Origin of the sequence: Chromobacterium haemolyticum (genome assembly GCF_009936155.1) — a bacterium.
In the GTDB taxonomy this organism is placed as follows: Bacteria; Pseudomonadota; Gammaproteobacteria; order Burkholderiales; family Chromobacteriaceae; genus Chromobacterium; species Chromobacterium haemolyticum.
The window spans coordinates 820,128-845,423 of the sequence record NZ_AP019312.1 but is presented as its reverse complement, the minus strand read 5'-3'; the positions used below and the strand labels follow the sequence as shown (position 1 = coordinate 845,423).

The window sequence follows — 25,296 nt, the reverse complement described above, 5'->3', positions numbered from 1 at the left end:
GATGGAACCCTTAGTAGGAGCGGGTCTTCAGCGCGATCGTGTCGACCGACAGCGGCTTCAGGTTGACCGGCTTGTAGTCCAGACGGTTGGCTTCGCGATACCACAGGGTATGCTTCAGCCAGTTCTTGTCGTCGCGGCCGTTCGGGGTTTCCTCGGTGTCCTTGGCGTCGTCGCGCACATGGGCGCCGCGGCTCTCGGTGCGGGCATTGGCCGAGATCATCGTGGCCTTGGCCACTTCGATCAGGTTTTCCAGCTCCAGCGCCTCGATACGGGCGGTATTGAAGACATTGGACTTGTCGGAAATCTCGGTGCGCTGCACCATCTTCTCCACTTCCAGAATCTTCTCCACGCCTTCGGCCAGCATGTCCTTGAAGCGGAACACGCCGCAGTGCGCCTGCATGGTGCGCTGCATGGCTTCACGCGCATCGTTGACCTGCACGCCGCCGGTCTGGGTGTTCAGACGCTCAACACGGGCCAGCGAGCGTTCAACATCCGCCAGCGCCAGCTCCGGCAGATCTTCCGGCTGCTGCTTGATGAACTCGATCATCGAATTAGCCGAGCTCTTGCCGAACACCAGCAAATCCAGCAATGAGTTGGTGCCCAGGCGGTTGGCGCCGTGCACCGACGCGCACGCGCATTCGCCCGCGGCATAGAAGCCCTGCACTTTTTCGCCATGCACCACCACTTCACCGTGGTAGTTGGTGGGAATGCCGCCCATTTGGTAATGGCAGGTCGGCACCACCGGAATCGGGGCCTTGATCGGGTCCACGCCGGCGAACTTGATCGAGATCTCGCGGATGCCCGGCAGCTTGGACATGATCACTTCCGGATCCAGATGAGTGATGTCCAGCAGCACGTGATCCTTGTTCGGGCCACAGCCGCGGCCTTCGTTGATCTCGGTCACCATCGCGCGCGACACCACATCGCGGGACGCCAGATCCTTGGCGTTGGGCGCGTAGCGTTCCATGAAACGCTCGCCCTGCGCATTGCGCAGAATGCCGCCTTCGCCGCGCACGCCTTCGGTGATCAACACGCCCGCGCCAGCCACGCCGGTCGGGTGGAACTGCCAGAACTCCATGTCTTCCAGCGGAATGCCTGCGCGTGCGGCCATGCCCAGGCCGTCGCCGGTATTGATGAAGGCGTTGGTGGACGAGGAGAAGATGCGGCCGGCGCCGCCGGTGGCGAACAGGGTGGCCTTGGCCTGGAACACGACGATTTCCGAAGTTTCCATTTCCATGGCGATCACGCCCTGGACATTGCCGTTGGCATCGCGGATCAGGTCCAGCGCCATCCATTCAACGAAGAAGTGAGTGTTGGCGCGCACATTGCGCTGGTACAGCGCGTGCAGCATGGCGTGGCCGGTCCGGTCGGCCGCGGCGCAAGCGCGACGCACCGGCTTCTCGCCGAAGTTCGACATATGGCCGCCGAACGGGCGCTGATAGATGGAACCGTCGGCGTTGCGGTCGAACGGCATGCCGAAGTGTTCCAGCTCCACCACCACCTTGGGCGCTTCGCGGCACATGAATTCGATGGCGTCCTGATCGCCCAGCCAGTCCGACCCCTTGACGGTGTCGTACATATGCCAGTGCCAATGATCTTCCTCGGAATTGCCGAGCGAAGCGGACACGCCGCCTTGGGCGGCAACGGTGTGGGAGCGGGTCGGGAATACCTTGGACAGCACAGCTGTCTTCAGGCCGGCCTCGGACAATTGCAAGGCCGCGCGCATGCCTGCTCCGCCTGCCCCAACGATAACGGCGTCGAAATGACGAACAGGAATACCCATTACAGCCCCCAGACCACTTTAACGGAATAGATAAAACAGGAAACCAGCCAAACGATGGTGAACACGTGCAGCGCCAGGCGAACGCCCACCGGCTTCACATAGTCCATCCACAGATCGCGGATGCCCACCCATACGTGGAGGAACAGGGCGATCAAGCTCACCTGGGTCAGCAGTTGCACCCAGAACTGGCCGAAGAACGCCTTCCAACCTTCGTAGCCGGACGGCATGGTCAACAGGAACAAAGCCAAAGCCACGGTGTAGATCAACATGATCACCGCGGTGACGCGCTGCATGATCCAATCGCGCAGGCCATAGCCGGCGCCGACGACATTGCGGTTTACCATAGAGCAACTCCCAGAACCACGGTCAGCGCCAGGCTGACTGCCACAACGGTCTTGGCGGTGGCGCGGGCGGTCTGCAGTTCAAGACCTTTATGAATATCGAGGAAGAGGAAACGGATACCGGCACAGAAATGGTGCATATACGCCCACAACAGGCCGAGCAACACCAGCTTCATCAGCGGGTTGCCCACCACGGCGCGGTAGGTTTCGAAAGATTCGGCCGAACTCAGCGAACCGTGCAACAGGTAAATCAACAGTGGGAGAGAAAAGAACAGCGCAACACCGCTGATCCGGTGCAAGATCGAGACGATGCCGGGAATCGGCAATCTGATCTTGGCCAGATCCAGGTGCTTTGGTCGTTGCTTCTGCATATGGCTTCCTTGGATGTTTTTAGAACCAAGAGGTTACACAACAGACGACCCGCTACGAGGCCGCCCGCCTGAAGGGCTCCGTTTTTGTTATGGCTGGATGCCCGTCATTACCGCTCATGCCGCACCAGGAATATCGCGGTGCAATATGACCCGGGGATTCTAGCAAAACTGGCTGGCCGCGGCCTGCCTTTCGCCGCCGGCCCAGCCGTCCACGTCACGTCAAAAGCCCGCCGCGTCAAGCCCGGCGGGCGGTATAAGCCCAGTTGTGCGTCAAACAGTAACGCTGCCGCCACTCCAGCGGCACGCCCTCCATCGAGCCTGAAATCCGTATCAGGCTCAAGGCCGGCGCCTCGGCCACCATGCCGGTGACGCCGAGCAACGCGCTTTCCTCGCGCGGCAGCATCAGCGCGCGGAACTGCTCGCACAATACTTTCAAACGGATGCCGAAGCGCTGCTGCAGCGCCTGATACACCCCGGACGAACCGCGCAGCCAGCGCGCGTCCAGCCCCTCAAACTCGTCGGCCGGCAAGAAGGCCTCATCCACCGCGACCGGGATGCCGTGCCAGCGCCACAACTGCCGAACTCTCAATAAAGGCGCAGCGCGCCGCAATTGCAATGCCGCGGCCATGTCATCGCTGGCGTTGCCTCGCGAAATACCGAGGAACTCCCTCGCCAGATCGTCCGGCTGCTCGTTGAACAGCCCCGGCGTCAACAGCAGGCCTTCGCCCCATTCGCTGGGCGCCGGCGCCACGAAAGTGCCCCTGCCCTGCGCGCGATACAAAAGACCATCGGCCACCAGTTCGCTCAAAGCCTTGCGCACCGTGCCCTGGCTTGCGCCCAGCTCGTCCGCCAAATCCCATTCACTGGGCAAGGCATCGTTTTCCTGCCACTCGCCATCGCCGATCCGTCGCAGCAACTGCTGCTTGATCTGGCTGTACAGCGGCTGTCTACGCAGCGGTCGATCTGTCATGTTCTCTGTTGTATCACCAAACAAATCAAGCGTAAAGACAAGTCTTATATAAGACATAAGACTTTGCCGCCCCTATCAGCTTTTCTGATGAGGATTCCACCCCCACATTGGCTATACTCCGTGTTACACTCAGCCGCACAAAAGCATTCAATGCTGCAGAGCAACATCTGCATATCGTCATTATCGGATACATCAAAGGAGAGTCCGCCAATGAAAGCTCCCGTTCGCGTCGCCGTCACCGGCGCAGCCGGCCAAATCGGCTACAGTCTGCTGTTCCGCATTGCCAGCGGCGAAATGCTCGGCAAGGATCAACCGGTCATCCTGCAACTGCTGGACCTGCCGCAAGCTCAAACCGCCCTCAAGGGCGTGATGATGGAATTGGAAGACTGCGCCTTCCCCCTGCTGGCCGGCATGGTCGCCACCGACGATCCGAACGTGGCCTTCAAGGACGTCAAGGTCGCGCTGCTGGTAGGCGCCCGCCCGCGCAGCAAGGGCATGGAGCGCAAGGATCTGCTGGAAGCCAACGGCGCCATCTTCACGGTGCAGGGCAAGGCGCTGAACGACCACGCCGCTCGCGACGTGAAAGTGCTGGTGGTGGGCAACCCGGCCAACACCAACGCCTGGATCGCGATGAAGTCCGCTCCGGATCTGAATCCGAAAAACTTCACCGCCATGTTGCGTCTTGACCACAACCGCGCGCTGTCCCAGATCGCCGCCAAAACCGGCAAGCCGGTGGCCGCCATCGAGAAGCTGGCGGTATGGGGCAACCACTCGCCGACCATGTACGCCGACTACCGCTTCGCCAGCATCGCCGGCCAGCCGGTCAAGGCCATGATCAACGACGAAGCCTGGAACCGCGACGTATTCCTGCCCACCGTGGGCAAACGCGGCGCCGCCATCATTGAAGCGCGCGGCCTCTCCTCCGCCGCTTCCGCAGCCAATGCCGCCATCGACCACGTCCATGACTGGGTGCTGGGCAGCAACGGCAAGTGGGTGACCATGGGCATTCCGTCCGACGGCTCCTACGGCATCCCGGAAGGCGTGATGTACGGCTTCCCGGTTGTATGCGAAAATGGCGAATACAAGATTGTGCAAGGTCTGGAAATCGACGAGTTCAGCCGCGAGCGGATGAACTTCACCCTGGCCGAACTGGAAGAAGAGCGCGCCGCCATCGCTCACCTGTTTGGCTGATCCATCCCAAGTCTTTTCAGCAAAAGCGCACCTTACGGTGCGCTTTTTTGTCTTTGATCAAGACCCGATTTCCCGACTGCCTATATTTAACAGACTGCCATTTGGAGTTGAGCATGATTGAAGTCGAAGTACTGAACCAAATCGCGGCCAAGATCGACGACCTGGCCACCCGTGGCGCCGATATCCGGGGGTATCTTTGACTACGACGGTAAAAAAGACCGTCTGGAAGAAGTATCCCGCCTGACCGAAGACCCGGATATCTGGAACGACCCCAAGCGCGCTCAGGAACTGGGCCGCGAGCGCAAACAGTTGGAAGACGTGGTGCTGGTGATCGACGAGATCAGCGCCATGGTCAGCGACAGCGCCGAACTGTTCGAGATGGGCCGCGCCGAAAACGACGACGACACCATCCTGGCCGTACAGGCCGATCTGGACACAGCCGAAGCCAAGCTCGCGCAGCTGGAATTCCGCCGGATGTTCCACGACCCGATGGACCCGAACAACTGCTTCCTGGATATCCAGGCCGGCGCCGGCGGCACCGAGGCTCAGGACTGGGCCGGCATGCTGCTGCGCATGTATATCCGCTACGCCGAACGCAAGGGCTTCAGCGTGGAAGTGCTGGAAGAATCCGAAGGCGAAGTGGCCGGCATCACCAGCGCCACACTGAAGATCAGCGGTGAATACGCCTACGGCTTGCTGCGCTCCGAAGTCGGCGTGCACCGCCTGGTACGAGTGTCCCCGTTTGACTCCAACGCGCGTCGCCACACTTCGTTCTCCTCCGTCTTCGTCTACCCGGAAGTGGACGACAGCTTCGAGATCGACATCAATCCGGCCGATTTGCGCGTCGACACCTACCGCGCCTCCGGCGCCGGCGGTCAGCACATCAACAAGACCGACTCCGCCGTGCGCATCACCCACAATCCCACCGGGATCGTGGTGCAGTGCCAGAACGACCGCTCCCAGCACCGCAACCGCGACGAAGCGATGCAAATGCTGCGCGCCAAGCTGTACGAACTGGAACTGAAAAAGCGCAACGAGGCCAAGCAGGCGCTGGAAGACACCAAGACCGATGTGGGCTGGGGCCATCAGATCCGCTCCTACGTCTTCGACCAGTCCCGAATCAAGGACCTGCGCACCAGCTACGAAGTGGGCAATATCAAGGGCGTCATGGACGGCGACCTGGACGGCTTCATCGAGGCCAGCCTGAAACAAGGCGTCTGAGCCTAAACTCGCTTAACCCGGTCGTCGCCCGAGCGGCGGCCAACAGCCATTGCATTGAATTACGGAGTGAACATGTCTGAACACGAGCAAACATCGCCTAGCCAGGACGAAAACCAGATCATGGCGGAACGCCGTCAAAAGCTGAAAAGCATCCGCGAACAGCGTATCGCCTTCCCCAACGACTTCAAGCGCAGCCACTTCGCGCAAGTCCTGCAGGACACTCACGCCGGCAAGGAAAAAGAAGCGCTGGAAGCCGAAAAGATCGAGGTTGCCGTCGCCGGCCGCATGATGTTGAAACGTGTGATGGGCAAGGCCAGCTTCGCCACGCTGCAAGACGGCAGCGGCCGCATTCAGGCCTACATCTCCAATGACGGCGTGGGCGAAGGACTGCACGCCGAGTTCAAGCACTGGGACTTGGGCGATATCGTCGCTGTCAAAGGCACCCTGTTCAAGACCAAGACCGGCGAACTGACGGTACAAGCCAGCGAAGTGCGCCTGCTGTCCAAGAACATCCGCCCGCTGCCGGAGAAATTCCACGGCATCACCGATCAGGAAACCAAGTACCGTCAGCGCTACGCCGACCTGATCATGAACGAAGACAGCCGCCAGACCTTCATCAAGCGTTCCAAGATCATCCAGAAGGTTCGCGACGTGATGGTGGGCGAAGGCTATCTGGAAGTGGAAACCCCGATGATGCACCCGATTCCGGGCGGCGCCGCGGCCAAGCCTTTCGTCACCCACCACAATGCGCTGGACATGCCCTTGTACCTGCGCATCGCGCCTGAGCTGTATCTGAAGCGCCTGGTGGTGGGCGGCCTGGAACGCGTGTTTGAAATCAACCGCAACTTCCGCAACGAGGGGATGAGCACCCGCCATAACCCCGAGTTCACCATGATCGAGTTCTACGAGGCCTATAGCGATTATCAGCGCATGATGGAGATGACAGAGACCATCATCCGCGAATGCGCGCTGGTGTCCTGCGGTTCCACCACCGTCAGCTATCAAGGCAAGGAAGTGGATCTGGGCAAGCCTTTCGACCGCTTCACCATCGTCGGCGCGATCAAGCACTACAACCCGCAGTACACCGACGCTCAACTGGCCGACGCGGCCTGGGTGGCCAGCGAGATCAAGCGCCTGGGCGGCAAGCTTCCTCCCGCGCCGGGCCTGGGCAGCCTGCAACTGGCGCTGTTTGAGGAATGTGCCGAAAGCCTGTTGTGGAACCCGACCTTCATCATCGACTACCCGGTGGAAGTGTCCCCGCTGGCGCGCGGCTCCGACAGCAAGCCGGGCCTGACCGAGCGTTTCGAACTGTTCATCGTCGGCCGCGAACACGCCAACGGCTACTCCGAGTTGAACGACCCGGAAGACCAAGCCGCGCGCTTCCTGTCCCAAGTGGCGCAAAAGGACGCCGGCGACGACGAAGCGATGCATTACGACGCCGACTACATCCGCGCGATGGAATACGGCCTGCCGCCGACCGGCGGTTGCGGCATCGGCATCGACCGCCTGGTGATGCTGCTGACCGACGCGCCGTCCATCCGCGACGTCATCCTGTTCCCGCAAATGCGTCCGGAATAAGCGCCTCCCGCCTCCGGCACGATGAAGCCGCTCGCCAACCGCGAGCGGCTTTTTCATTCGCGCTCGTTCAAGGCCGCGCCAAGGCCGAAGCCGCGTTTCGAACCAGCCCCGCCCACAGCGCTGCCGATTCTGATCGGGCCGCCCCCCTGTCCCCCTCGCTTGCTTGATCTCGGCCAGAGCGCGCCCGCGCCAGGCGAGTATCATGGCGATGCGCGACGCGGCGCCCTGCCCGGCGTCGCAAGCCGTGCAGGCCCGCTCCCCATAGGGTTCTTCATCCCCAAGGAAACGCTTTCATGCCCAAACTGCTGCAAGTCCACTTCGACTACCCCGGCCCCTTCGGCGACGACATGAGCGCGCAACTGCAAGCGCTGGCGGCCTCCATCAATCAGGAACCCGGCTTCATCTGGAAGATATGGACGGAGAATCCGCACCGGCAAGAAGCCGGCGGCGTTTATCTGTTCGCCGACGAGGAAAGCGCGCAAGCCTATTTGCGCATGCATAGCGCCAGATTGAAGGCCTTGGGCGTAAGCGAGGTGAGCGGCAGAATCTTCGACGTCAACCCGGCGCTCAGCCAGATCAACCACGCGGATTTCGTCTGCGACCCGGTCCAGGGCTGAGCGGCCGGAAAGTTTTGCTTTTGTTTGCCAAACCCCTTTGCCGCCAACATTAGACATCATTCCGCCGTGCAACTTCGCGCATGCGCAATAGTCCCGGACGATATTGGCAGTACAACACTCGCTTGTACGACCAGAAGGACATTCGCCATGAAACGCCTATTCGCATTCGCCGCGCTGACCGCCTCGGCATGGTTCTGCGCCATGCCGGCCCAGGCCGGCGTCTCCATCGCCATCGGCCAGCCCGGTTTCTACGGCCAACTCACCCTTGGCGGCTTCCCGCCGCCGCAACTGATCTATCCGCAACCGGTGCTCATCCAGCCCGCTCCGGTATCGGCGGCGCCGATGTATCTGCGGGTGCCGCCCGGTCACATGAAGGATTGGCGTCGCTACTGCGGCCGCTACGGCGCCTGCGGCCGCCCGGTCTACTTCGTCCGCGACGAGTGGTACCGCCAAGTCTATGTGCCGCGTTACCAGCAGGTCCGGCACGGCCATGAGCACTGGCGCGAACATGATCGGCGCGAGTGGCGCGGCGGCGACGATCACGACCATGGCCGCGGCCATGAGCGCGACCGCCGCGACTGGCGGCGAGACCGCTAGGGCCCCGCTCAGCGCTGCACCGTCGCCATCACTTCGGCCGCGTAGCGCAGGCCGCTGACCGCCTCCGGTGGAAACAGCGCGTCGATCTCCGCCCGCTCCGCCGCGCTCAGCTCCACCGCCAGCGCGCCCAGGTTGTCGTCCAGATTGCGGATGCGGCGCGCGCCGGGAATGGCGACGATGTGATCGCCGCGCGCCAGCACCCAGGCCAGCGCCAATTGCGCCGGCGAGCAGCCCTTGGCCTCGGCCAAGGCCTTCACCCGGTCTACCAGCGCCAGGTTGCGTTGGAAATCCTCGCCGAGGAAGCGCGGATTGGCGCGCCGGTAGTCATCGGAGTCGAAATCGTCCGGGCTGCGGATCGCCCCGGTCAGAAAGCCGCGGCCCAGCGGGCTGTAGGCGACGAAACCGACGCCCAGTTCCCGGCACAAGGCCAGCGCCTCTTGTTCCGGATCCCGCGTCCACAAGGAGTATTCGCTTTGCAGCGCATGGATGGGGTGGACGGCGTGCGCGCGACGCAGAGTCTCGGGCGCGGCTTCGGACAAGCCCAGATAACGCACCTTTCCGGCGCACACCAGCTCCGCCATCGCGCCCACCGTTTCTTCGATCGGCACTTGCGGGTCCACGCGGTGCAGGTAGTAAAGGTCGATGACGTCGACGCCCAAGCGCTTGAGACTACCCTCGCAGCTGCTGCGCACGTACTCGGGCCGGCCGTTGACACCGCGCGCGGCCGGATTGGCTGGGTCCATCACGATGCCGAACTTGGTGGCCAACACCACCTCCTGACGGCGCGACTTCAACACTTGCGCCAATAATTCCTCATTGCGATAGGGGCCATACATATCGGCGGTGTCCAGCAGATTGACACCGCGATCAAGCGCGTGATTCAGCGTGCGCAGCGATTCCGCATCGTCATGCGCGCCGTAAAAAGCACTCATGCCCATGCAACCCAAGCCCAGCGTGGAAACGGAAGGACCATTACGGCCCAGGGTTCGTTGCTTCATGTCTGCCATCTTTCGTGATCGGTTGAGATGCCTGAAGCATATGCGCTTGCCATCACCGGAAAAATAGGCTTAATCTACATGTATTACGTAGAAAAACTTCACAATGACGCAAAACTCCCTGCATGCGCTGCAAGCTTTCCGCTTGATAGCCCGGCACGGCAGCTTCACCCGCGCAGCCGCCCAGCAAGAAATCACGCCCTCGGCCCTCAGCCAGACTCTGCGTCAGTTGGAGGCCCAATTGGGCGTGCGCCTATTGAATCGCACCACCCGCAAGGTTGGGCTCACCGAGGCAGGCCAAGCGCTGCTGGCGCGGATAACGCCGCTGCTGGAACAGCTGGATAGCGCGCTGGACGACACCCGCCAGTGGCAAGGACAGGTCAGCGGCACGCTGAAACTGACCTTGCCTCACACCGCCGCCAGCCTGCTGCTGTATCCGCTGTTGCCCGGCTTCATGCGCGCGCACCCGCAGCTGCGGCTGGAGCTGGACGTGAACAATCAATTGGTGGATATCGTGGAGCGGGGCCTGGATGCCGGCCTGCGCTTTGGCGAGAGCCTGCAACAAGACATGCAGGCGGTGGCGGTCAGCGCTCCGCTCCGCTTCTGCGTGGCGGCAAGCGCTGGCTACCTGCAGGCGCGCGGCACGCCCGAGCATCCGTCCCAGTTACGACAACATGATTGCCTGCGCTATCGCTTCGCCAGCAGCGGCCAGATCTACCGCTGGCAATTCGTCGACGCAGGGCGGCCATTCGAAGTCTCGGTGCAAGGCCCGCTAACCGCCAACGACACCGCGGCGGCGCTGCACGTCGCGCTGGGCGGTCTCGGTCTCGTTTATTTGCCGCAAGCGATGGCGGCGCCTCATCTGGCCGACGGAAGTCTGGTGAGCGTGTTGGAGGCTTGGATGCCGCCTGCGGAGGCCTTTTACCTGTACTATCCCCACCACCTGCATCAGCCGGCAAAACTGCGAGTGTTCATCGACTACTTGAGACAGGCCATGGCCAGCCCCACGACAGCCGCTCACTGACAGCCCGCCGGCATCATCCCTCCCGGCAACAATTGCGCCCGGCCGCCTTGGCCCGATACAAGGCGACATCTGCGCGCTGGAGCAAAGCTTCCACTTCCAGACCCGGCTTTACACAGACATGGCCTATGCTCAACGTCAATGGCACTGGCTGTTGCTGCCACAGCAGATTGGCGCAGGCGAGCCGCTGCCGGACACGCTCCGCCAGCGCCGCCGCCTTGGCATGGTCGGCGTCCGGGGCCAACAGCAGGAACTCCTCCCCGCCCCAGCGCGAACAGATCAAGTCCGGAAACGCCTCACGCAACAAACGCGTTGCTTCCACCAGCACATAGTCGCCGCCGTCATGGCCAAAACGGTCGTTCACCAGCTTAAAGTGATCGATATCGCACAGCAGCACGGCGAACGGCCGACGCGTCTGCAGCCATTGGAGCCAGGCGGACTCCAACTGGCGCACCGCCTCGCGGCGATTGATCAATCCGGTGAGAAAATCCGTGCGCGACAGACGCGCGTTATCGTCCATCATGCACTTGAGTTCGTCCACGTCGCGAAAGGTGACGATGTGCCAATTAGGCAGCAGGTCGGCGTGCAGTTGCGCGGTGACGATGAACCAACGCATCCGGCCATCGGCGCAGCACACATGCACCGTCATCTCCGCCAGGTTGCGGCCCAGCGCCAGACTGTCCTTCACCGCCTGCAACCAGCTCTGCTCCACCTCCAAGCGGTAAGCCGGATCGGGATAAGCCAAACGGAACCAGGCCTCCATGTCCGGCATCTGCTCCAGCGTGTAACCTATCTGTTGCAGGAACGCTCGGTTGAGGTATCGATGGATGCGCTGGCCGGGCTGGTCCAGCTTGGTGCCAGACTCAGAAATCAGGATGGGAATAGGCACGAAGTCCAGGCTGCGCGACAACACTTCCTTGCCGATATCCACCGCATCGTCGCCAATCCTGAAAGTCATCAGCGCACTCCCGCCCAGCCTTGGGTCAGCTCATTCCTGCGGCAACAGGCAGTCCTGAGCCAGCAGTTTGACGAACTCGTCCGCCGGTAGCGGCCGGGCGATCAAGTAGCCTTGCACGTACTCGCAGCCCTCGCGTTGCAGGAAGTGCCATTGCTCTATCGTCTCCACCCCTTCAGCCACCACCTTCATATTCAGGTTCTTGGCCATATTGATAATGGCGCGGGCAATGGCGGTGTCGTCGGCGTCGTGCGGAATGTCGCGCACGAAGGAGCGGTCGATCTTCAGCTTGTCCGCTTTGAAGCGCTTCAGGTAGGACAGGCTGGAATAGCCGGTGCCGAAGTCGTCGATGGACAGCTTCAACCCCATATTCTTCATATTGTCGATGGCCTGGATGGTGGCCATCGCATCCTCCATCACCACGCTCTCGGTCACCTCGATGTCCAGCGCATGGCCGGGCAGGCCGTTGGCGGCGAGCGCCGAGGTGATCTGCTCGGCCAGATCGGACTGGCGGAACTGCAAGGCGGACAGATTGATGGCCAGAGTCAATTCCGGCAGGCCCTGGCTGCGCCAGGCGGCCAACTGGCGCGTAGCCTCGCCTATCACCCAGTTGCCGATCTGAACGATGAAGCCGCGTTCTTCCGCCACTTCGATGAAGCGCACCGGCCCCAGCACGCCCAGTGATGGGTGATTCCAGCGAATCAGCGCCTCCGCGCCGATGATGCGTCCGCTGGCCATTTCCACCTGCGGCTGGTAATGCAGCACGAACTCCTCGCGCTCCAGCGCAAAACGCAGCTGGCTTTCGATCGCCAGGATTTCGCGAGCGCGGGCGTTGAGATCGGCAGTGTAGAACTTGTAACTGTTGCGGCCCGAAGATTTAGCGTGGTACATCGCCGCGTCGGCATTGCGCACCAAAGTTTCGTAGTCGCGGCCATCGTCCGGGTAAACGCTAATGCCTATCGACGGCGTGATGGTGATCACATGGTTGTGCAGTTCTATCGAGGCGGAGAAAGCATCGCGGATGCGCTCCGCCGCCAGCGCCGCTTCGCCGGGATCGGAAATCACCGGCAGCAAGACGATGAATTCGTCGCCGCCCTGACGCGCCAGCATCTCTCCCGGCCCCAGCACGCCCTTGATGCGGTCCGCCGCCACCTGTAGCAGGGTGTCGCCGGCAGTATGGCCCAGCGATTCGTTCACGGTCTTGAAGCGGTCCAGGTCCAGCAGCAACAGCGCCAGCCGCTCATTGTCGCGGCCGGCATTGTGGATCGCCAGCTCCACCCGGTCCTGCATGTGCACGCGGTTGGGCAGGCTGGTCAATACATCGAAATGCGCGAGGAACTGAATGCGCTCATCAGCCGCCTTGCGTTCAGTCAAGTCGCTGAAAATCGCCACATAGTGGGTGATTTCACCCAGGCTGTTGCGCACCGCGTTGATCGCCAGCCATTCCGGGAACACCTCCCCGTTCTTGCGCCGATTCCACAATTCGCCCTGCCAGGAGCCGTGGTCGGCGATGGACTGCCACATCTGCTCGTAGAACGGCTGGTCGTGGCGGCCGGAGGACAGCACGCTGGTCTTCTGGCCCAGCACTTCATGCTGGGTGTAGCCGGTGATTTCGGTGAAGGCGCGGTTGACGCTGCGAATGCGCTTGTCCGCGTCGGTGATCATGATGCCTTCCACGGTGTTCTCGAACACCTTGGCCGCCAGTTGCACCCTCTCCTCCGCCGCGCGTTTCTCGGAGATGTCTCGCACCATGCGCCATACCGCGTTGATGCGGCCGAAGGCGTCGCGCATCGCCACGGTCTTGACGCTGACCGGCACCGGATTGCCGAAGCGGTTGATATAGGTGGCCTCGAACTCGTCGCAATAGCCGAAACGCAGCACCTTGTTGTCCAGATTGAAGCGCTCCAGCGCCTCGCTCTCCGGCCCCACCAAAGTCCAGAAATTCTGCAGTTTGAGCTGATCCAGGCTGTAACACATCAGGTTGAGGAAGGCGGGGTTGGCGTCTATCACCTGGCCGTCCAGTGAGCTGATCACGATACCGTCGAGGTTGGACCAAAACAACTCGCGGTATTTGTTCTCGGAGCGGCGCAGCGCGTCCTCCACCTCGCGGCGCCGGGAAATATCCGCCTCCAGCGCCAGCGTCTTGGCGCGCAGCTCGTCCAGCAAGCGCTTAAGCTCGGCTCGAGTCCATTCCAAATGCTTTCCGAGATGGCCGATCTCATCTCGGCGCTGCCATTCGAACGGCCGGTCCAGCTTGAGCTCGGCCAGCAAACGCGCCTGCTCGGTCAGCGCCTTCATCGGGCTGAGGAAACGCGAATGCAAAATGCTCATGATCAGCAGGATGGACAACACCAGTTGCGCCGCCAGAATCATCAGGATGTTCTTGATCTGGTTATTGAGAGCGATGGCGAGATGCTCATTATCGAATTCCAGCGTCACCTGGCCGATTTCCTCGCCGCGATAAATCACTGGTTTTTCCACGAAGGACACGCTGCCGATGCGGCGCTCCGCGCGTACCGAGGACAAGAATATCTGATTGGACTGGGTATCTGTGACGCGGATGGAAACCACCCGCGCGTCTTCCATCACCGAAGCGATCAAGGGATTGCCCGCCTGGCGGCTCAGGTTCCACAAAGGCTCCTGCATACCTAGGGCCACAATGTCCAGCAGGCGTTTTTGATCGGTTTCCAGCTGGGCGGTCAGTGCATCCCTTTGAATATTGAAGCTCAGATAACTGATGATGGACGCGGGAATCAGCAAGCCGAGCACTACGGCGATGAGAAAGACAGCCCTAAGGGATAGGCCGGTACTGGCTGTGGATTTATCGTCAGCGTGGTGTGCCATGTTTGCGTTTATTATCGCTCGCCATTAGCCGCAGGCAATTGAGCCCATGCGTCAGTTGTTCATATTTTCAAAAGTATACACCGGATAATCCCGGCAAAATGCTGGAATATTCACTAGTCATCGCCTTGTCAAGTTCGGATCCGGCAAGCCTTCCGCAGGCACGCTCCGGCGCCGCTTCCCACGCTCCGTCATTGCCTTGAATTTAGCCTCGGCCTACAATCCACGTCACTTCAAAATCGCGCCAGGATTGCCCCATGTCCCAGTCCCGTTATGACAAAGTTATCACCGCCCGCTGGATCATTACCGTAGAGGAAGACGGTGAAATCCTGGAAAACCACGCCATTGCTTTGAAGAATGGCAGGATTGCCGCGATTATTCCAGCCGACCAAGCCGGCGCGCTGGAGGCGGATCAACGCGTGGAATTACCCAACCACGTACTGATGCCCGGCCTGATCAATCTTCACGGCCACTCCGCGATGACGCTCTTGCGCGGCCTGGCCGACGACAAAGCGCTGATGGATTGGCTGACCAACCATATCTGGCCGGCCGAAGGCAAACATGTCCGCGACGACTTCGTGTTTGACGGCGCGCTGCTGGCAATGGGGGAAATGATCCGCGGCGGCACCACCACCATCAACGACATGTATTTCTATCACGGCGCAATGGCTCGCGCCGGCCTGGCCTCCGGCATGCGCACCTTCGTGGGCTGTTCCATCCTGGAGTTCCCCACCAACTACGCCAGCAACGCCGACGACTACATCAGCAAATCGCTGGCCGAACGTCGCCAGTTCCTGGGAGAAGAACTGATCACCTTCACGCTGGCGCCGCACGCGCCTTATACGGTGTCGGACGACACCTTCGCCAAAGTGGTGACGCTGGCCGAGCAAGAAGACATGTTGATCCACTGCCACATCCACGAAACCGCGGACGAGGTGAACAACAGCGTCAAGGAACACCACCAGCGCCCGCTGGCCCGCCTGCAACAATTGGGCTTGCTGTCCCCGCGTCTGATCGCCGCCCATATGGTGCATTTGAACAACGAGGAAATTGAAATCGCCGCCAAGCACGGTGTGTCGGTAGCGCACAATCCCTCGTCCAATATGAAACTTGCCTCCGGCATCGCCCCCATTCCCAAAATGCTGCAGGCAGGCATCGCCGTGGGCATAGGCACCGACGGCGCCGCCTCCAACAACAAGCTGGACATGCTGGCGGAAACCCGGCTGGCGGCGCTGCTGGCCAAAGTGGGCACCCTGGACCCCACCTCGGTGCCGGCCGCCGCGGCCATCCGCATGGCCACGCTCAACGGCGCTCGCGCGCTGGGCATCGCAGACAAGGTTGGCTCGATCAAGGCCGGCAAACAGGCCGACCTGATCGCCATCGACCTCTCCGCCATCGAAACCGCCCCGGCCTTCGATCCAATCTCCCATGTGGTCTACGCGGCTGGCCGCGAACAAGTCAGCCACGTCTGGGTCAAAGGTCAGGCTCTTTTGGAGCAACGCCAACTCAAGACCCTGGACGAAGCCGCGCTCAAGGCTCGCGCCGAAGACTGGCGTCATCGCATCCTGGCGAAATAATCATGATCAATGTAGACGAAACCGAAATCGACAAATTCAGCCAACTGGCGCACAAATGGTGGGACATGAGCGGCGAATTCAAGCCGCTGCATGAAATCAACCCGCTGCGCTTGGGCTTCATCGACGAACGCGCGGCCATTGCCGGCAAGCAAGTGCTGGACGTGGGTTGCGGCGGCGGCATCCTGGCGGAGAGCATGGCCGCGCGCGGCGCCGCCGTCACCGGCATAGACCTAGCCAAAAAGTCGCTGAAAGTGGCCCAACTACACAGCCTGGAGTCCGGCGTGGCGGTGGATTACCGCTGCGTGGCGGTAGAGGAACTGGCGGAGGAAGCCCCGGCAAGCTTCGACGTGGTCACCTGCATGGAAATGCTGGAGCACGTGCCGGACCCTCAAAGCGTGGTGCGCAGCTGCGCCAGCCTGGTCAAACCCGGCGGCTGGGTGTTCTTCTCCACGCTCAACCGCAATGCCAAATCCTACCTGCTGGCGGTGGTCGGCGCCGAATACGTGCTGAACATGCTGCCTCGCGGCACCCATGAGTACGCGCGCTTCCTCAAGCCCTCGGAGTTATCGCGCATGGCCCGCAACGCCGGTCTGGATATGGACGCGGTCCGCGGCATGAGCTACAACCCGCTGGCCCGCATCTACTCGCTGGGCGAAGATACCGCCGTCAACTATCTGATGGCCTGCCGTCGCCCGGAATAGGCGGCAAGAAAAAAGGCCTTCGCCAAAGGCGAAGGCCTGAATCACACTCCCGGTTCCACACCGGACACAACCCGCTAAAGTTCGCGAACGCCGCGCCGGCTTCAACGCCCTCGCGGGACGGCCCGCTTGCGGCGACATTAGGCTTGCGCCGCTCGTCGCCTGCTAGGCTGCTTTCCCCGCGCGGGCCGGCCGCCGGCCGAGTCCGCGAGACGGCGGAAATACCTCTCCGACGCCTCTCGCTTATTCTGATAGCCCCTCTCGTGTCAGCGATTTCAAACAAGCGTTTTAATCGTATGATTGATATGATGAATGCGCAAGCAAAACCTCAGTAATGCTTGTCTAGTGCGGCAAGTTGACAACAGTTGGCCTCAAAACCACTGATAATGTTTTGATAACAACAATCTGTCGGACAAACTACTGCCAGACAAACATTGCAGTTTGATTGCCCTCGCATATCAAACATAGGAAAATAATAATATTCTATTCCGGAGAGCAAGATGACGTTCAAAGCGAACGACTCACTGACCGAACAAATCGCCCAATACCTGGGCAAACAAATCATACAAGGCACGATGCAAGCAGGGGAGCGCATTCAGGAATTGCGCATTGCGTCGGAGCTGGAAGTCAGCCGCGGGTCCGTGCGCGAAGCTTTATTGATTTTGCAACGCCGCCATCTGGTGGAGATTTTCCCGCGCCGCGGCGCGGTGGTGTCCAGCATCACGGGTCAGGATGTGCGCCATTTCTTCGAACTGTGGTTTCTACTGCTGGATCAAGCCGTCTGTAACCTCGCCACCTCTTGGCAGAACGACGACCTGGCCCACTTCTTCGAAGTCACCACCCAGTTGGCCGAATGCAACCGCAAAGACGATTTGCAAGGCTTTTACGAACACGGCGTCGATTTCCTCGACACCCTGTACCTCTATGCCGGCAACCGCTACTTGGAGCACACCCTGAAGGATTTGCTGCCGCTGACCCAGCGTTGTCTGTTCGCCATTTTGCGAGCCGGCAAGAGCCAAATGGAACAGACCCAACTCTTCCTGGAAAACCTGCTCAAGACCATCATCGCCCGCGACACCGCCAAATTACGCCAGATGGTGGCCGAATTCGGCCAACAATACAGCCAGCTGGCGCAGAGCGCAGCCGAGTCGCTAGCCGGACGCCATTGACGCCCACCGCCCGGCCAAGGCCCGGGCGGCGTCCAACACCAACTCCTTCCCCTCGTCCCTGCGTTTGCCTGCGCGCCAAGCCATTGTCACCTCCCACTGCCAGGCAGGTAGATCTGCAATTTTCAGCCGGCGCAAAACACCGTCGGCCAGATCAGACTGAATCGACAACTCCGGCATGAAGCAAAGAAAGCCGTGGCGCAAAGCCAGTTCCCTGGCCGCTGACGCCGGCTGCACCGCATGGATGGGCTGGGCGACGGTGCGAGCCAGACGCAGCCGTCGTATCAACTCGTCACACTCCACACCCCAGTACTGGGGCGCAATCCGGTAAGCCGCCGCCTCCTCCAGATACAGCGGCTGTTCGCGCTCCGCCAAGGGATGCCCGGCCGCAGCCACCGCCACGATGGGAGAGCGCCACAGCGTTTCCATCTGAATGCCCGCCATCGCCGGGCAACGCAGCACAAAACCCACCTGCACCAAACCGGACAACAGGTTCTGCATGATCTGCGATGAATGGTCGGTGTCGCAGCGGATTTCCAGCGGCGCTTCGGCCAGATCCAACAACAAGGGGCCAAAAACCGCCGATGTCAGCGATGGCAGACAAGAAAGCCGCAAGCAGGGTAAGGCCGGCGTGCCCTGCAGGATTTCCCTCCCCTGCTCCAGAGCCGACACCGCCTGCTGTGCCGATGGCAAAAAGGCCAGGCAGGCCGCTGTGGGTTCCGCGCCACGCCGATGGCGATGAAACAGGCATACCCCCAGTTCCAACTCCAACGCTTGCACTCTCTGACTGACCTGTGGCTGCGACCAGCCGCGCTTGGCGGCAGCCTGACTGAAGCTGCCCAACTCAGCGATATCCAGCAGCAGGCTCAAATCCGAGAGGACGATAGACATAAGAAAATCCAATATTAACTATTACAGATTAATCAGTTACAGAATATCAGGGGCACTCATAGAATGACATGAAAATAAGGAGATTTCATGGCACTGCTAAAGCGGGCCCGGACCTTGGGCAAAGCTTTCATCCTGGTGGACAACCTGATCGTGGTATTCGGTTTCTTCATGGTTTTTCCCTTGATCAGCCTTCATTTCGTCGATCAACTCGGCTGGACCGCCGCCGCGGTGGGCTTTGGATTGGGCCTGCGTCAATTCACCCAGCAGGGGCTAGGCCTGTTCGGCGGATCCTTGGCTGACCGTTTCGGCGCCAAACCCCTGATTGTGGCCGGCATGCTGCTGCGCGCCGCCGGCTTCGCCGCCATGGCGCTGGCGGACTCGCCGTGGCAGCTCTGGCTGTCCTGCTTGCTCTCCGGCCTGGGCGGCACGCTGTTCGATCCGCCCCGCTCCGCGCTGGTGGCCAAATTGACAAGACCCCGCGAGCGCAATCGCTTTTATTCCCTGCTGATGATGCAGGACAGCGCCGGCGCAGTAGGCGGCGCCCTGTTCGGCTCCTGGCTGCTGCAGTTCGACTTCCGCTGGGTCTGTCTGGGCGGCGCTGCCGCGTTCTTGGCCGCGGCGGCGACAAACGCCTGCCTGCTGCCGGATTATCGCGTTGCCGCGCGGCGCGCGCCGGCGCTGGCCTCTATCCGCACGGTGCTGAACGACCGCCGCTTTCTGAAACTGGTGCTCACGCTCAGCGGCTACTACCTGCTCAGCGTGCAGATCATGTTGCTGCTGCCCATCGCAATCAAGCAATTGACCGGCACCCCTCAGGCCGTCGGCTGGATGTACGGACTGGAAACCGCCTTGTCGCTCAGCCTGCTTTACCCGCTGGCGCGGCTGGGCGAACGCCATTTCCGCCTGGAAACCCGAGTACTGGCCGGCATTGCGCTGATGAGCCTCAGCCTGGCCTGCATGACCGCGGTGCGGCAACCACTGGCCGCCTTCGTCATCCTGGCGGTGTTCTTTCTCGGCACCCTCATCACCGAACCTGCGCGGGAAACCCTGGTCGCCAGCCTGGCTCGTCCGGAAGCCAGAGCAAGCTATATGGGCGCCAGCAGGCTGGGGCTGGCCTTAGGCGGCGGCGGAGGCTTTCTCGCTGGCGGCTGGCTGTACGACTTTGCTCAGAACCAGCATCAAGCCGGCCTGCCCTGGTTGCTGCTGGCCGCCGCGGGCGCGCTCACCTTTATCGCGCTGGCGCGCCAATTTGGCCCAGCCGCGCCAAGAGCGGCCAAAGCAGCGGTCTGACAACAACAAAAGCCCGCCGGATGGCGGGCTTTTCATCAATCAGCTGGGCTGTTTGCCTTACGGCAGACAGACAGTAAAACCGGTGTTACGCGTTCTGAATATTAGACGCTTGCTTGCCCTTCGGACCGGACACCACCTCAAAGCTTACACGCTGCCCTTCTTTCAGGGTTTTGAAGCCTTGCATGTTGATGGCCGAGAAGTGAGCGAACAAGTCTTCGCCGCCTTCATCCGGAGTAATGAAGCCAAAACCTTTAGCGTCATTGAACCACTTAACGGTACCTAATGCCATTCTTACTTCCTTGCAAAAAAAGGCTGGTGAAGCCGACCAACTTAGAGCTTAATAAGAGTTGTCTGGCTTGCCTAGCGCAAAAAAATGCCAAACAGTTAAGCCAAGCACCAGCTGCATTTCTACGCAACCCGCCGCTCATCGTCAAGTCGAAGAGGAAAAGTGCCAGTCCCCTTGAAAAAAACTCTCGGGGAACCCAAATTGAAGTAAGACGCAGATTCCACGAAAGCCGACATGTCTACGCAGTTCAAGGACGATGCCATACAAGAGGCGTCCCGGGTTAGGGAAAACCCACCCCCGATGTATAAGGTCTTGTTATTGAACGATGATTTCACCCCAATGGATTTTGTGATCCAGGTTCTCCAGCAGTTCTTCTACATGAACCGCGAAAAGGCCACTCACATCATGCTGCAAGTCCACACGCAAGGTCACGGCGTGTGTGGCGTTTATACCAAAGACGTGGCTGCAACAAAGGTCGAGCAGGTGTTGCAATATGCGAAAGCGCACCAGCATCCGCTCCAGTGCGTTATGGAGGAAAACTGATGATTGCCCAGGAGCTTGAAGTAAGCCTGCACATGGCGTTCATGGACGCAAGGCGCAAGCGCCACGAGTTCATCAGCGTGGAGCATCTGTTACTCGCGATGACCGACAACCCGTCGGCTGCCGAAGTACTGCGCGCATGTGGAGCCAATATCGACCAGCTGAAAAAACAGCTGGGCGATTTTATCGATGAGCACACCCCCACCGTGCCTGGAGAGGCGGAGGTGGAAACTCAACCCACACTCGGCTTCCAGCGCGTGATTCAGCGCGCCATCCTGCACGTGCAGTCTTCCGGCAAAAAAGAGGTGACCGGGGCTAACATCCTGGTGGCCATCTTTGGCGAGAAGGACTCCCACGCGGTGTACTACCTGCACCAGCAAGGCATTTCGCGGCTGGACGTGGTGAATTTCATTTCTCATGGAATCACCAAGCAGCGCTCGCAGCAGCAACCGCAAGAGCCGCGCGACAGCAGCGGCGAAGCGGAGAGCGAGGAACAGGCCACCGGTCCGGGCGGCGCCTTGGAAAACTACACGCAGAACCTCAACCAGCAGGCGCGCGAAGGCAAGATAGATCCGCTGATCGGCCGCGAATCCGAGTTGGAACGCACCGTTCAGATCCTGTGCCGCCGCCGCAAGAACAACCCGCTGCTGGTGGGCGAAGCCGGCGTGGGCAAAACCGCCATCGCCGAAGGCTTGGCGCGCCGCATCGTCAACGGCGAAGTGCCGGAGATTCTGGCCAAATCCACCGTTTACGCACTGGACATGGGCGCGCTGCTGGCCGGCACCAAATACCGCGGCGACTTCGAACAGCGGCTGAAGGCGGTGATCAAGCAACTGACCGAGGACAGCAACGCCATTCTGTTCATCGATGAGATTCATACCCTGATCGGTGCCGGCGCGGCCTCGGGCGGCACGCTGGACGCGTCCAATCTGCTCAAGCCAGCCCTCTCCAACGGCAGCCTGCGCTGCATCGGGGCGACCACCTACAACGAGTACCGCAGCATCTTCGAAAAGGACAACGCGCTGTCGCGCCGTTTCCAAAAGATCGACGTCAACGAACCGACGGTGGAACAAACCGTGGAAATCCTCAAGGGGCTGAAGTCGCGCTTCGAGGCTCACCACGGCGTCAAGTACACGCAATCCGCGCTATCCACCGCGGCAGAGCTGTCGGCGCGCTTCATCAACGATCGCCATCTGCCGGACAAAGCCATCGACGTGATAGACGAGGCCGGCGCCGCGCAGAAAATTCTGCCCAAGTCCAAGCAGAAAAAGGTCATCAACAAGACCGAGATCGAGGACATCGTCGCCAAGATCGCGCGCATTCCGCCCAAGACCGTATCGTCCGATGACAAGAACGTGCTGAAGAACCTTGAGCGCGATCTGAAAAACGTGGTGTTCGGGCAGGAGAAGGCCATCGAAGGACTGGCCAGCGCCATCAAGATGACGCGATCCGGCTTGGGCAATCCGCAAAAGCCAATCGGATCCTTCCTGTTCTCCGGCCCCACCGGTGTTGGCAAGACGGAGGTGGCGCGCCAGCTAGCCTATATTCTGGGCGTGGAGTTGATCCGCTTTGACATGTCCGAATACATGGAACGCCATGCGGTGTCCAGGCTGATCGGCGCGCCTCCGGGCTATGTCGGGTTCGAACAGGGCGGCCAACTGACGGAAGCGATCAACAAGCATCCGTACGCGGTGGTGTTGCTGGATGAGATCGAAAAAGCACATCCGGACATCTACAACGTGCTGCTGCAGGTGATGGACCACGGCACGCTGACCGACAACAACGGCCGCAAGGCGGATTTCCGCAACGTGGTGATCATCATGACCACCAACGCAGGCGCCGAGTCTTTGTCCAAGCCCACTCTGGGCTTCACTCAGACCAAGGCGACCGGCGACGAGATGGGAGACATCAAGAAGCAGTTCAGTCCGGAATTCCGCAACCGTCTGGACGCCATCATCCCGTTCAAGATGCTGGACGAGCAGATCATCTTGCAAGTGGTGGACAAGTTCCTGATGCAGTTGGAACAGCAGCTGGCCGAGAAGCGGGTGGATATCCACTTCACCGACGAACTGCGCCGCTACCTGGCTAAGAACGGTTTCGATCCGCTGATGGGCGCCCGCCCGATGGCGCGTCTGATTCAAGACACGCTGCGCAAGGCGCTGGCAGACGAGTTGCTGTTCGGCCGGCTGGTCACCGGCGGTGAAGTCACCGTCACCGTGGTGGACGACAAGGTGGAGCTGCAATTCGACCACCAGGCTCTGACGCCCGAACCCGCCTGATTTTGCTTACGCAACACGCAACGCCCGCTAAAGCGGGCGTTTTTCTTTTCGTCTCAACCGCGCGGATGATGCTTGGCGTGCAGCTGTTTCAAGCGCTCCCGCGCCACATGGGTATAAATCTGCGTGGTGGATATGTCCGAATGCCCCAGCAAGAGCTGCACCACGCGCAAATCCGCGCCGTGATTGACCAGATGGGTGGCGAAAGCATGTCGCAACACATGCGGGCTCACTGCCGGCAAGCCCTGCCGTTTGGCGTACTGCGAAATCAAATGCCAAGCCATCTGCCTCGTCATGCCCGCCTTGCGCTGGGTCACGAACACGGTGTCGCAGACCGCTCCCGCCAACAAGAGCGGCCTCGCCTCTACCAAATAGCGCTGCAACCACTCCTGAGCCAGTTCGCCCAAGGGCACCAATCTTTCCTTATTGCCCTTGCCCATGGTCTTGACCAAGCCGTCCAGCAAGTTCACCTGCTGCAGCGTCAGGCCTACTAGCTCGGACACGCGCAGGCCGCTGGCGTAAAGCAGCTCCAGCATCGCCCGGTCGCGCAGGCCCAAGGGCGTGGCCACATCGGGCGCCTCCAGCAAGGCTTCCACATGCCGCTCGGACAGAGACTTGGGCAAACGCGGCCCTTGCTTGGGCGCGCGTAAGCGGGCGCAAGGGTCGTCATCGCGCAACCCCGCCTGCGTCAGATATTGATAAAAGCGCTTCATCGCCGACACCATCCGCGCCCGGGTCGCCGGTTTCTCTCGATCCACCCCCAGCAATAACGCCTGCTCCAGCTGCTCGGGGCCAGCCTCCGTCAAACGCGCGCCGCTATCCCCCAGACGCGCGGCCAGCTTGCCAAGATCGCGTCGATACGCGGCCAGGGTGTTCTTGGACAAACCATCGCTCAGCCATAGCTGGTCCAAAAACGCATCGATGGCCTCCTCGGCCGCCTTCATCTCTTCGCTGCTCGCATCCATTTTGTCGTCGTCCGCTGAAGTGCGCGTCAAGCCGCCCGCGCGGAACACTCATGCCGAATAATCTTCAGTCTTTGTCCGACTCACCGGCAAAACATTCCCTCGCAAGTCCTACCTCTTCATCACGCGCGAGCCGGGCCTGGCGGAAAGATATCCAGAACGGCGCGCAAAATATCCGTCTTGCGCCTATCTCAGCGCTGCTCAACACCCAAACTCATGCGCCAGCAGCCACTGCTTGATGTCGACGGTTTCCCGGCCCAATGAGCGATTAAAGCCGCCCAGGCTATTGCGAGCCACCACGCGGTGGCAAGGCACGATGATGGGCACAGGATTGCGTCCGCAAGCATTGCCCACCGCCCGCGCCGACGAACCCAGCGCCGTGGCGATATCCTGATAGCGCCTCATCTGCCCGCAAGGAATCCGCTCTATCTCGCCCCAAACACGCAGTTGGTGTTCGCTGCCCTGCAAACGGTAGGGCAGGCTGAAGCCGAAACGCGGATCAACGAAATAAGCGCGCAGTTGCTCCGCCACCTCTTGCTCCAGGCTGCGCGGCATCGGCGGTCTGAGAGCTTGCTGCTCAGCCAAGAATTCCAGATTCACAAGCGCGCCGTCGAGACACAAAATGCCCAGCTGCCCGAACGGCGCGTCGATTACCGCGCTGTATTCCATTTTCCGCCTCCGATGCTCCGGCAATAAAAAAGCGCAAGGCATCGCCTTGCGCTTTGAACCGTCATCAAGCCTAAGCCTGACTCGACAAGGCTTAACCTTGCTTGCGAGCCGGCAGTTTTTCCTTGATGCGTGCGGATTTGCCGGTACGGCCGCGCAGGTAGTACAGCTTGGCGCGACGCACGTCGCCGCGGCGCTTCACTTCAACGGAAGCCACCAGCGGGGAGTAGGTTTGGAAAGTACGCTCTACGCCTTCGCCGGCGGACATCTTGCGCACGGTGAAAGCGCTGTTCAGGCCAGCGTTTTTCTTGGCGATAACCACGCCTTCGTAAGCCTGCAGACGTTCGCGGTTGCCTTCCTTAACCTTCACCTGAACGACGATGGTGTCGCCCGGTGCGAATTCCGGCAGGGTCTTGCCCAGGCGGGCGATTTCTTCTTGCTCGAGTTTCTGGATCAGATCCAT

General features: G+C 60.8%; 24 protein-coding genes. 12 read left to right on the top strand and 12 right to left on the bottom strand.

Features of this window, described 5'->3' with window-relative positions:
* Positions 1-10: 10 nt before the first annotated feature.
* From sdhA to GYH29_RS03770, 4 genes are all read right to left on the bottom strand, one after another.
* Complete coding sequence (sdhA, locus tag GYH29_RS03785; protein ID WP_161523195.1) at positions 11-1,783, bottom strand: succinate dehydrogenase flavoprotein subunit; 1,773 nt, start codon at positions 1,781-1,783, stop codon at positions 11-13.
* Entirely contained in the window at positions 1,783-2,127 is a 345-nt protein-coding gene (gene sdhD / locus GYH29_RS03780; protein WP_043592734.1) for a succinate dehydrogenase, hydrophobic membrane anchor protein, read from the bottom strand. The genes sdhA and sdhD overlap by 1 nt, the downstream gene beginning before the upstream one ends.
* Positions 2,121-2,495 carry a succinate dehydrogenase, cytochrome b556 subunit gene (gene sdhC / locus GYH29_RS03775; protein WP_019103264.1) on the bottom strand — a complete coding sequence of 125 codons (375 nt, stop codon included), beginning with the start codon at positions 2,493-2,495 and terminating at the stop codon, positions 2,121-2,123. The genes sdhD and sdhC overlap by 7 nt, the downstream gene beginning before the upstream one ends.
* 235 nt (positions 2,496-2,730) lie before the next feature.
* Positions 2,731-3,465, bottom strand: a complete 735-nt coding sequence (locus GYH29_RS03770; RefSeq protein WP_043632316.1) for a GntR family transcriptional regulator — start codon at positions 3,463-3,465, stop codon at positions 2,731-2,733.
* Between the two features lie 210 nt (positions 3,466-3,675).
* On the opposite strand from GYH29_RS03770, the gene GYH29_RS03765 reads away from it, so the two are divergent.
* From GYH29_RS03765 to GYH29_RS03745, 5 genes are all read left to right on the top strand, one after another.
* Positions 3,676-4,656 carry a malate dehydrogenase gene (locus tag GYH29_RS03765; protein ID WP_019103266.1) on the top strand — a complete coding sequence of 327 codons (981 nt, stop codon included), beginning with the start codon at positions 3,676-3,678 and terminating at the stop codon, positions 4,654-4,656.
* A gap of 116 nt (positions 4,657-4,772) precedes the next feature.
* Positions 4,773-5,877, top strand: a protein-coding gene (prfB, locus tag GYH29_RS03760) for a peptide chain release factor 2 (protein WP_114152232.1) whose coding sequence is annotated in 2 segments (ribosomal slippage) — positions 4,773-4,853 and positions 4,855-5,877 — 1,104 coding nt in all. Because the reading frame shifts where the segments join, the coding sequence is not laid out codon by codon here.
* 72 nt (positions 5,878-5,949) lie between these two features.
* Positions 5,950-7,455: a lysine--tRNA ligase gene (lysS, locus tag GYH29_RS03755; RefSeq protein WP_161523194.1), complete on the top strand. Its 1,506-nt coding sequence runs from the start codon at positions 5,950-5,952 to the stop codon at positions 7,453-7,455.
* 293 nt (positions 7,456-7,748) lie between these two features.
* On the top strand, positions 7,749-8,072 hold the full coding sequence (locus GYH29_RS03750) for a monooxygenase (protein WP_161523193.1): 324 nt from the start codon (positions 7,749-7,751) through the stop codon (positions 8,070-8,072).
* 147 nt (positions 8,073-8,219) lie between these two features.
* On the top strand, positions 8,220-8,669 hold the full coding sequence (locus GYH29_RS03745) for a fimbrial biogenesis chaperone (protein ID WP_161523192.1): 450 nt from the start codon (positions 8,220-8,222) through the stop codon (positions 8,667-8,669).
* An 8-nt stretch (positions 8,670-8,677) separates the two neighbouring features.
* Here the strand turns inward: GYH29_RS03745 and GYH29_RS03740 are convergent, their stop codons facing one another.
* Positions 8,678-9,667 carry an aldo/keto reductase gene (locus tag GYH29_RS03740; protein WP_043592738.1) on the bottom strand — a complete coding sequence of 330 codons (990 nt, stop codon included), beginning with the start codon at positions 9,665-9,667 and terminating at the stop codon, positions 8,678-8,680.
* A 103-nt stretch (positions 9,668-9,770) separates the two neighbouring features.
* On the opposite strand from GYH29_RS03740, the gene GYH29_RS03735 reads away from it, so the two are divergent.
* A complete protein-coding gene (locus GYH29_RS03735; protein WP_043592740.1) occupies positions 9,771-10,688 on the top strand; it encodes a LysR family transcriptional regulator in 918 nt (305 codons plus the stop codon).
* Between the two features lie 13 nt (positions 10,689-10,701).
* Here GYH29_RS03735 and GYH29_RS03730 read toward each other — a convergent pair whose 3' ends face one another.
* Together GYH29_RS03730 and GYH29_RS03725 are read right to left on the bottom strand one after the other, a co-directional pair.
* Positions 10,702-11,643 (bottom strand): GGDEF domain-containing protein, encoded by a 942-nt coding sequence (locus tag GYH29_RS03730; RefSeq protein WP_052052155.1) that lies wholly within the window; start codon positions 11,641-11,643, stop codon positions 10,702-10,704.
* 30 nt (positions 11,644-11,673) lie between these two features.
* The gene (locus tag GYH29_RS03725) at positions 11,674-14,484 is read right to left on the bottom strand and encodes a bifunctional diguanylate cyclase/phosphodiesterase (protein ID WP_043592742.1); all 2,811 of its coding nucleotides are present in this window, start codon (positions 14,482-14,484) and stop codon (positions 11,674-11,676) included.
* Between the two features lie 254 nt (positions 14,485-14,738).
* Between GYH29_RS03725 and GYH29_RS03720 the strand changes: the two genes are divergently transcribed.
* From GYH29_RS03720 to GYH29_RS03710, 3 genes are all read left to right on the top strand, one after another.
* Entirely contained in the window at positions 14,739-16,058 is a 1,320-nt protein-coding gene (locus tag GYH29_RS03720; protein ID WP_019101266.1) for a TRZ/ATZ family hydrolase, read from the top strand.
* Between the two features lie 2 nt (positions 16,059-16,060).
* The gene (ubiG, locus tag GYH29_RS03715) at positions 16,061-16,759 is read left to right on the top strand and encodes a bifunctional 2-polyprenyl-6-hydroxyphenol methylase/3-demethylubiquinol 3-O-methyltransferase UbiG (protein ID WP_043632269.1); all 699 of its coding nucleotides are present in this window, start codon (positions 16,061-16,063) and stop codon (positions 16,757-16,759) included.
* A 497-nt stretch (positions 16,760-17,256) separates the two neighbouring features.
* Entirely contained in the window at positions 17,257-17,925 is a 669-nt protein-coding gene (locus GYH29_RS03710; RefSeq protein WP_019101268.1) for a GntR family transcriptional regulator, read from the top strand.
* Here the strand turns inward: GYH29_RS03710 and GYH29_RS03705 are convergent.
* Positions 17,908-18,813 (bottom strand): LysR family transcriptional regulator, encoded by a 906-nt coding sequence (locus tag GYH29_RS03705; RefSeq protein ID WP_043632267.1) that lies wholly within the window; start codon positions 18,811-18,813, stop codon positions 17,908-17,910. The genes GYH29_RS03710 and GYH29_RS03705 overlap by 18 nt on opposite strands.
* An 87-nt stretch (positions 18,814-18,900) precedes the next feature.
* On the opposite strand from GYH29_RS03705, the gene mdtH reads away from it, so the two are divergent.
* On the top strand, positions 18,901-20,103 hold the full coding sequence (gene mdtH, locus GYH29_RS03700) for a multidrug efflux MFS transporter MdtH (RefSeq protein ID WP_161523191.1): 1,203 nt from the start codon (positions 18,901-18,903) through the stop codon (positions 20,101-20,103).
* Positions 20,104-20,188: 85 nt separating this feature from the next.
* Here mdtH and GYH29_RS03695 read toward each other — a convergent pair whose 3' ends face one another.
* Positions 20,189-20,392, bottom strand: a complete 204-nt coding sequence (locus tag GYH29_RS03695; RefSeq protein WP_019101271.1) for a cold-shock protein — start codon at positions 20,390-20,392, stop codon at positions 20,189-20,191.
* Between the two features lie 231 nt (positions 20,393-20,623).
* On the opposite strand from GYH29_RS03695, the gene clpS reads away from it, so the two are divergent.
* Both clpS and clpA read left to right on the top strand, forming a co-directional pair.
* Positions 20,624-20,932 carry an ATP-dependent Clp protease adapter ClpS gene (clpS, locus tag GYH29_RS03690; RefSeq protein ID WP_019101854.1) on the top strand — a complete coding sequence of 103 codons (309 nt, stop codon included), beginning with the start codon at positions 20,624-20,626 and terminating at the stop codon, positions 20,930-20,932.
* Positions 20,932-23,208 (top strand): ATP-dependent Clp protease ATP-binding subunit ClpA, encoded by a 2,277-nt coding sequence (gene clpA / locus GYH29_RS03685; RefSeq protein ID WP_043632262.1) that lies wholly within the window; start codon positions 20,932-20,934, stop codon positions 23,206-23,208. Before clpS ends, clpA begins: the two co-directional genes overlap by 1 nt.
* A gap of 53 nt (positions 23,209-23,261) precedes the next feature.
* Here the strand turns inward: clpA and xerD are convergent, their stop codons facing one another.
* From xerD to rplS, 3 genes are all read right to left on the bottom strand, one after another.
* Positions 23,262-24,170 carry a site-specific tyrosine recombinase XerD gene (xerD, locus tag GYH29_RS03680; protein ID WP_370551732.1) on the bottom strand — a complete coding sequence of 303 codons (909 nt, stop codon included), beginning with the start codon at positions 24,168-24,170 and terminating at the stop codon, positions 23,262-23,264.
* Between the two features lie 198 nt (positions 24,171-24,368).
* Entirely contained in the window at positions 24,369-24,836 is a 468-nt protein-coding gene (locus GYH29_RS03675) for a methylated-DNA--[protein]-cysteine S-methyltransferase (RefSeq protein WP_161523190.1), read from the bottom strand.
* A gap of 91 nt (positions 24,837-24,927) precedes the next feature.
* Positions 24,928-25,296, bottom strand: coding sequence for a 50S ribosomal protein L19 (gene rplS, locus GYH29_RS03670; RefSeq protein ID WP_019102875.1), 369 nt, complete (start codon positions 25,294-25,296; stop codon positions 24,928-24,930).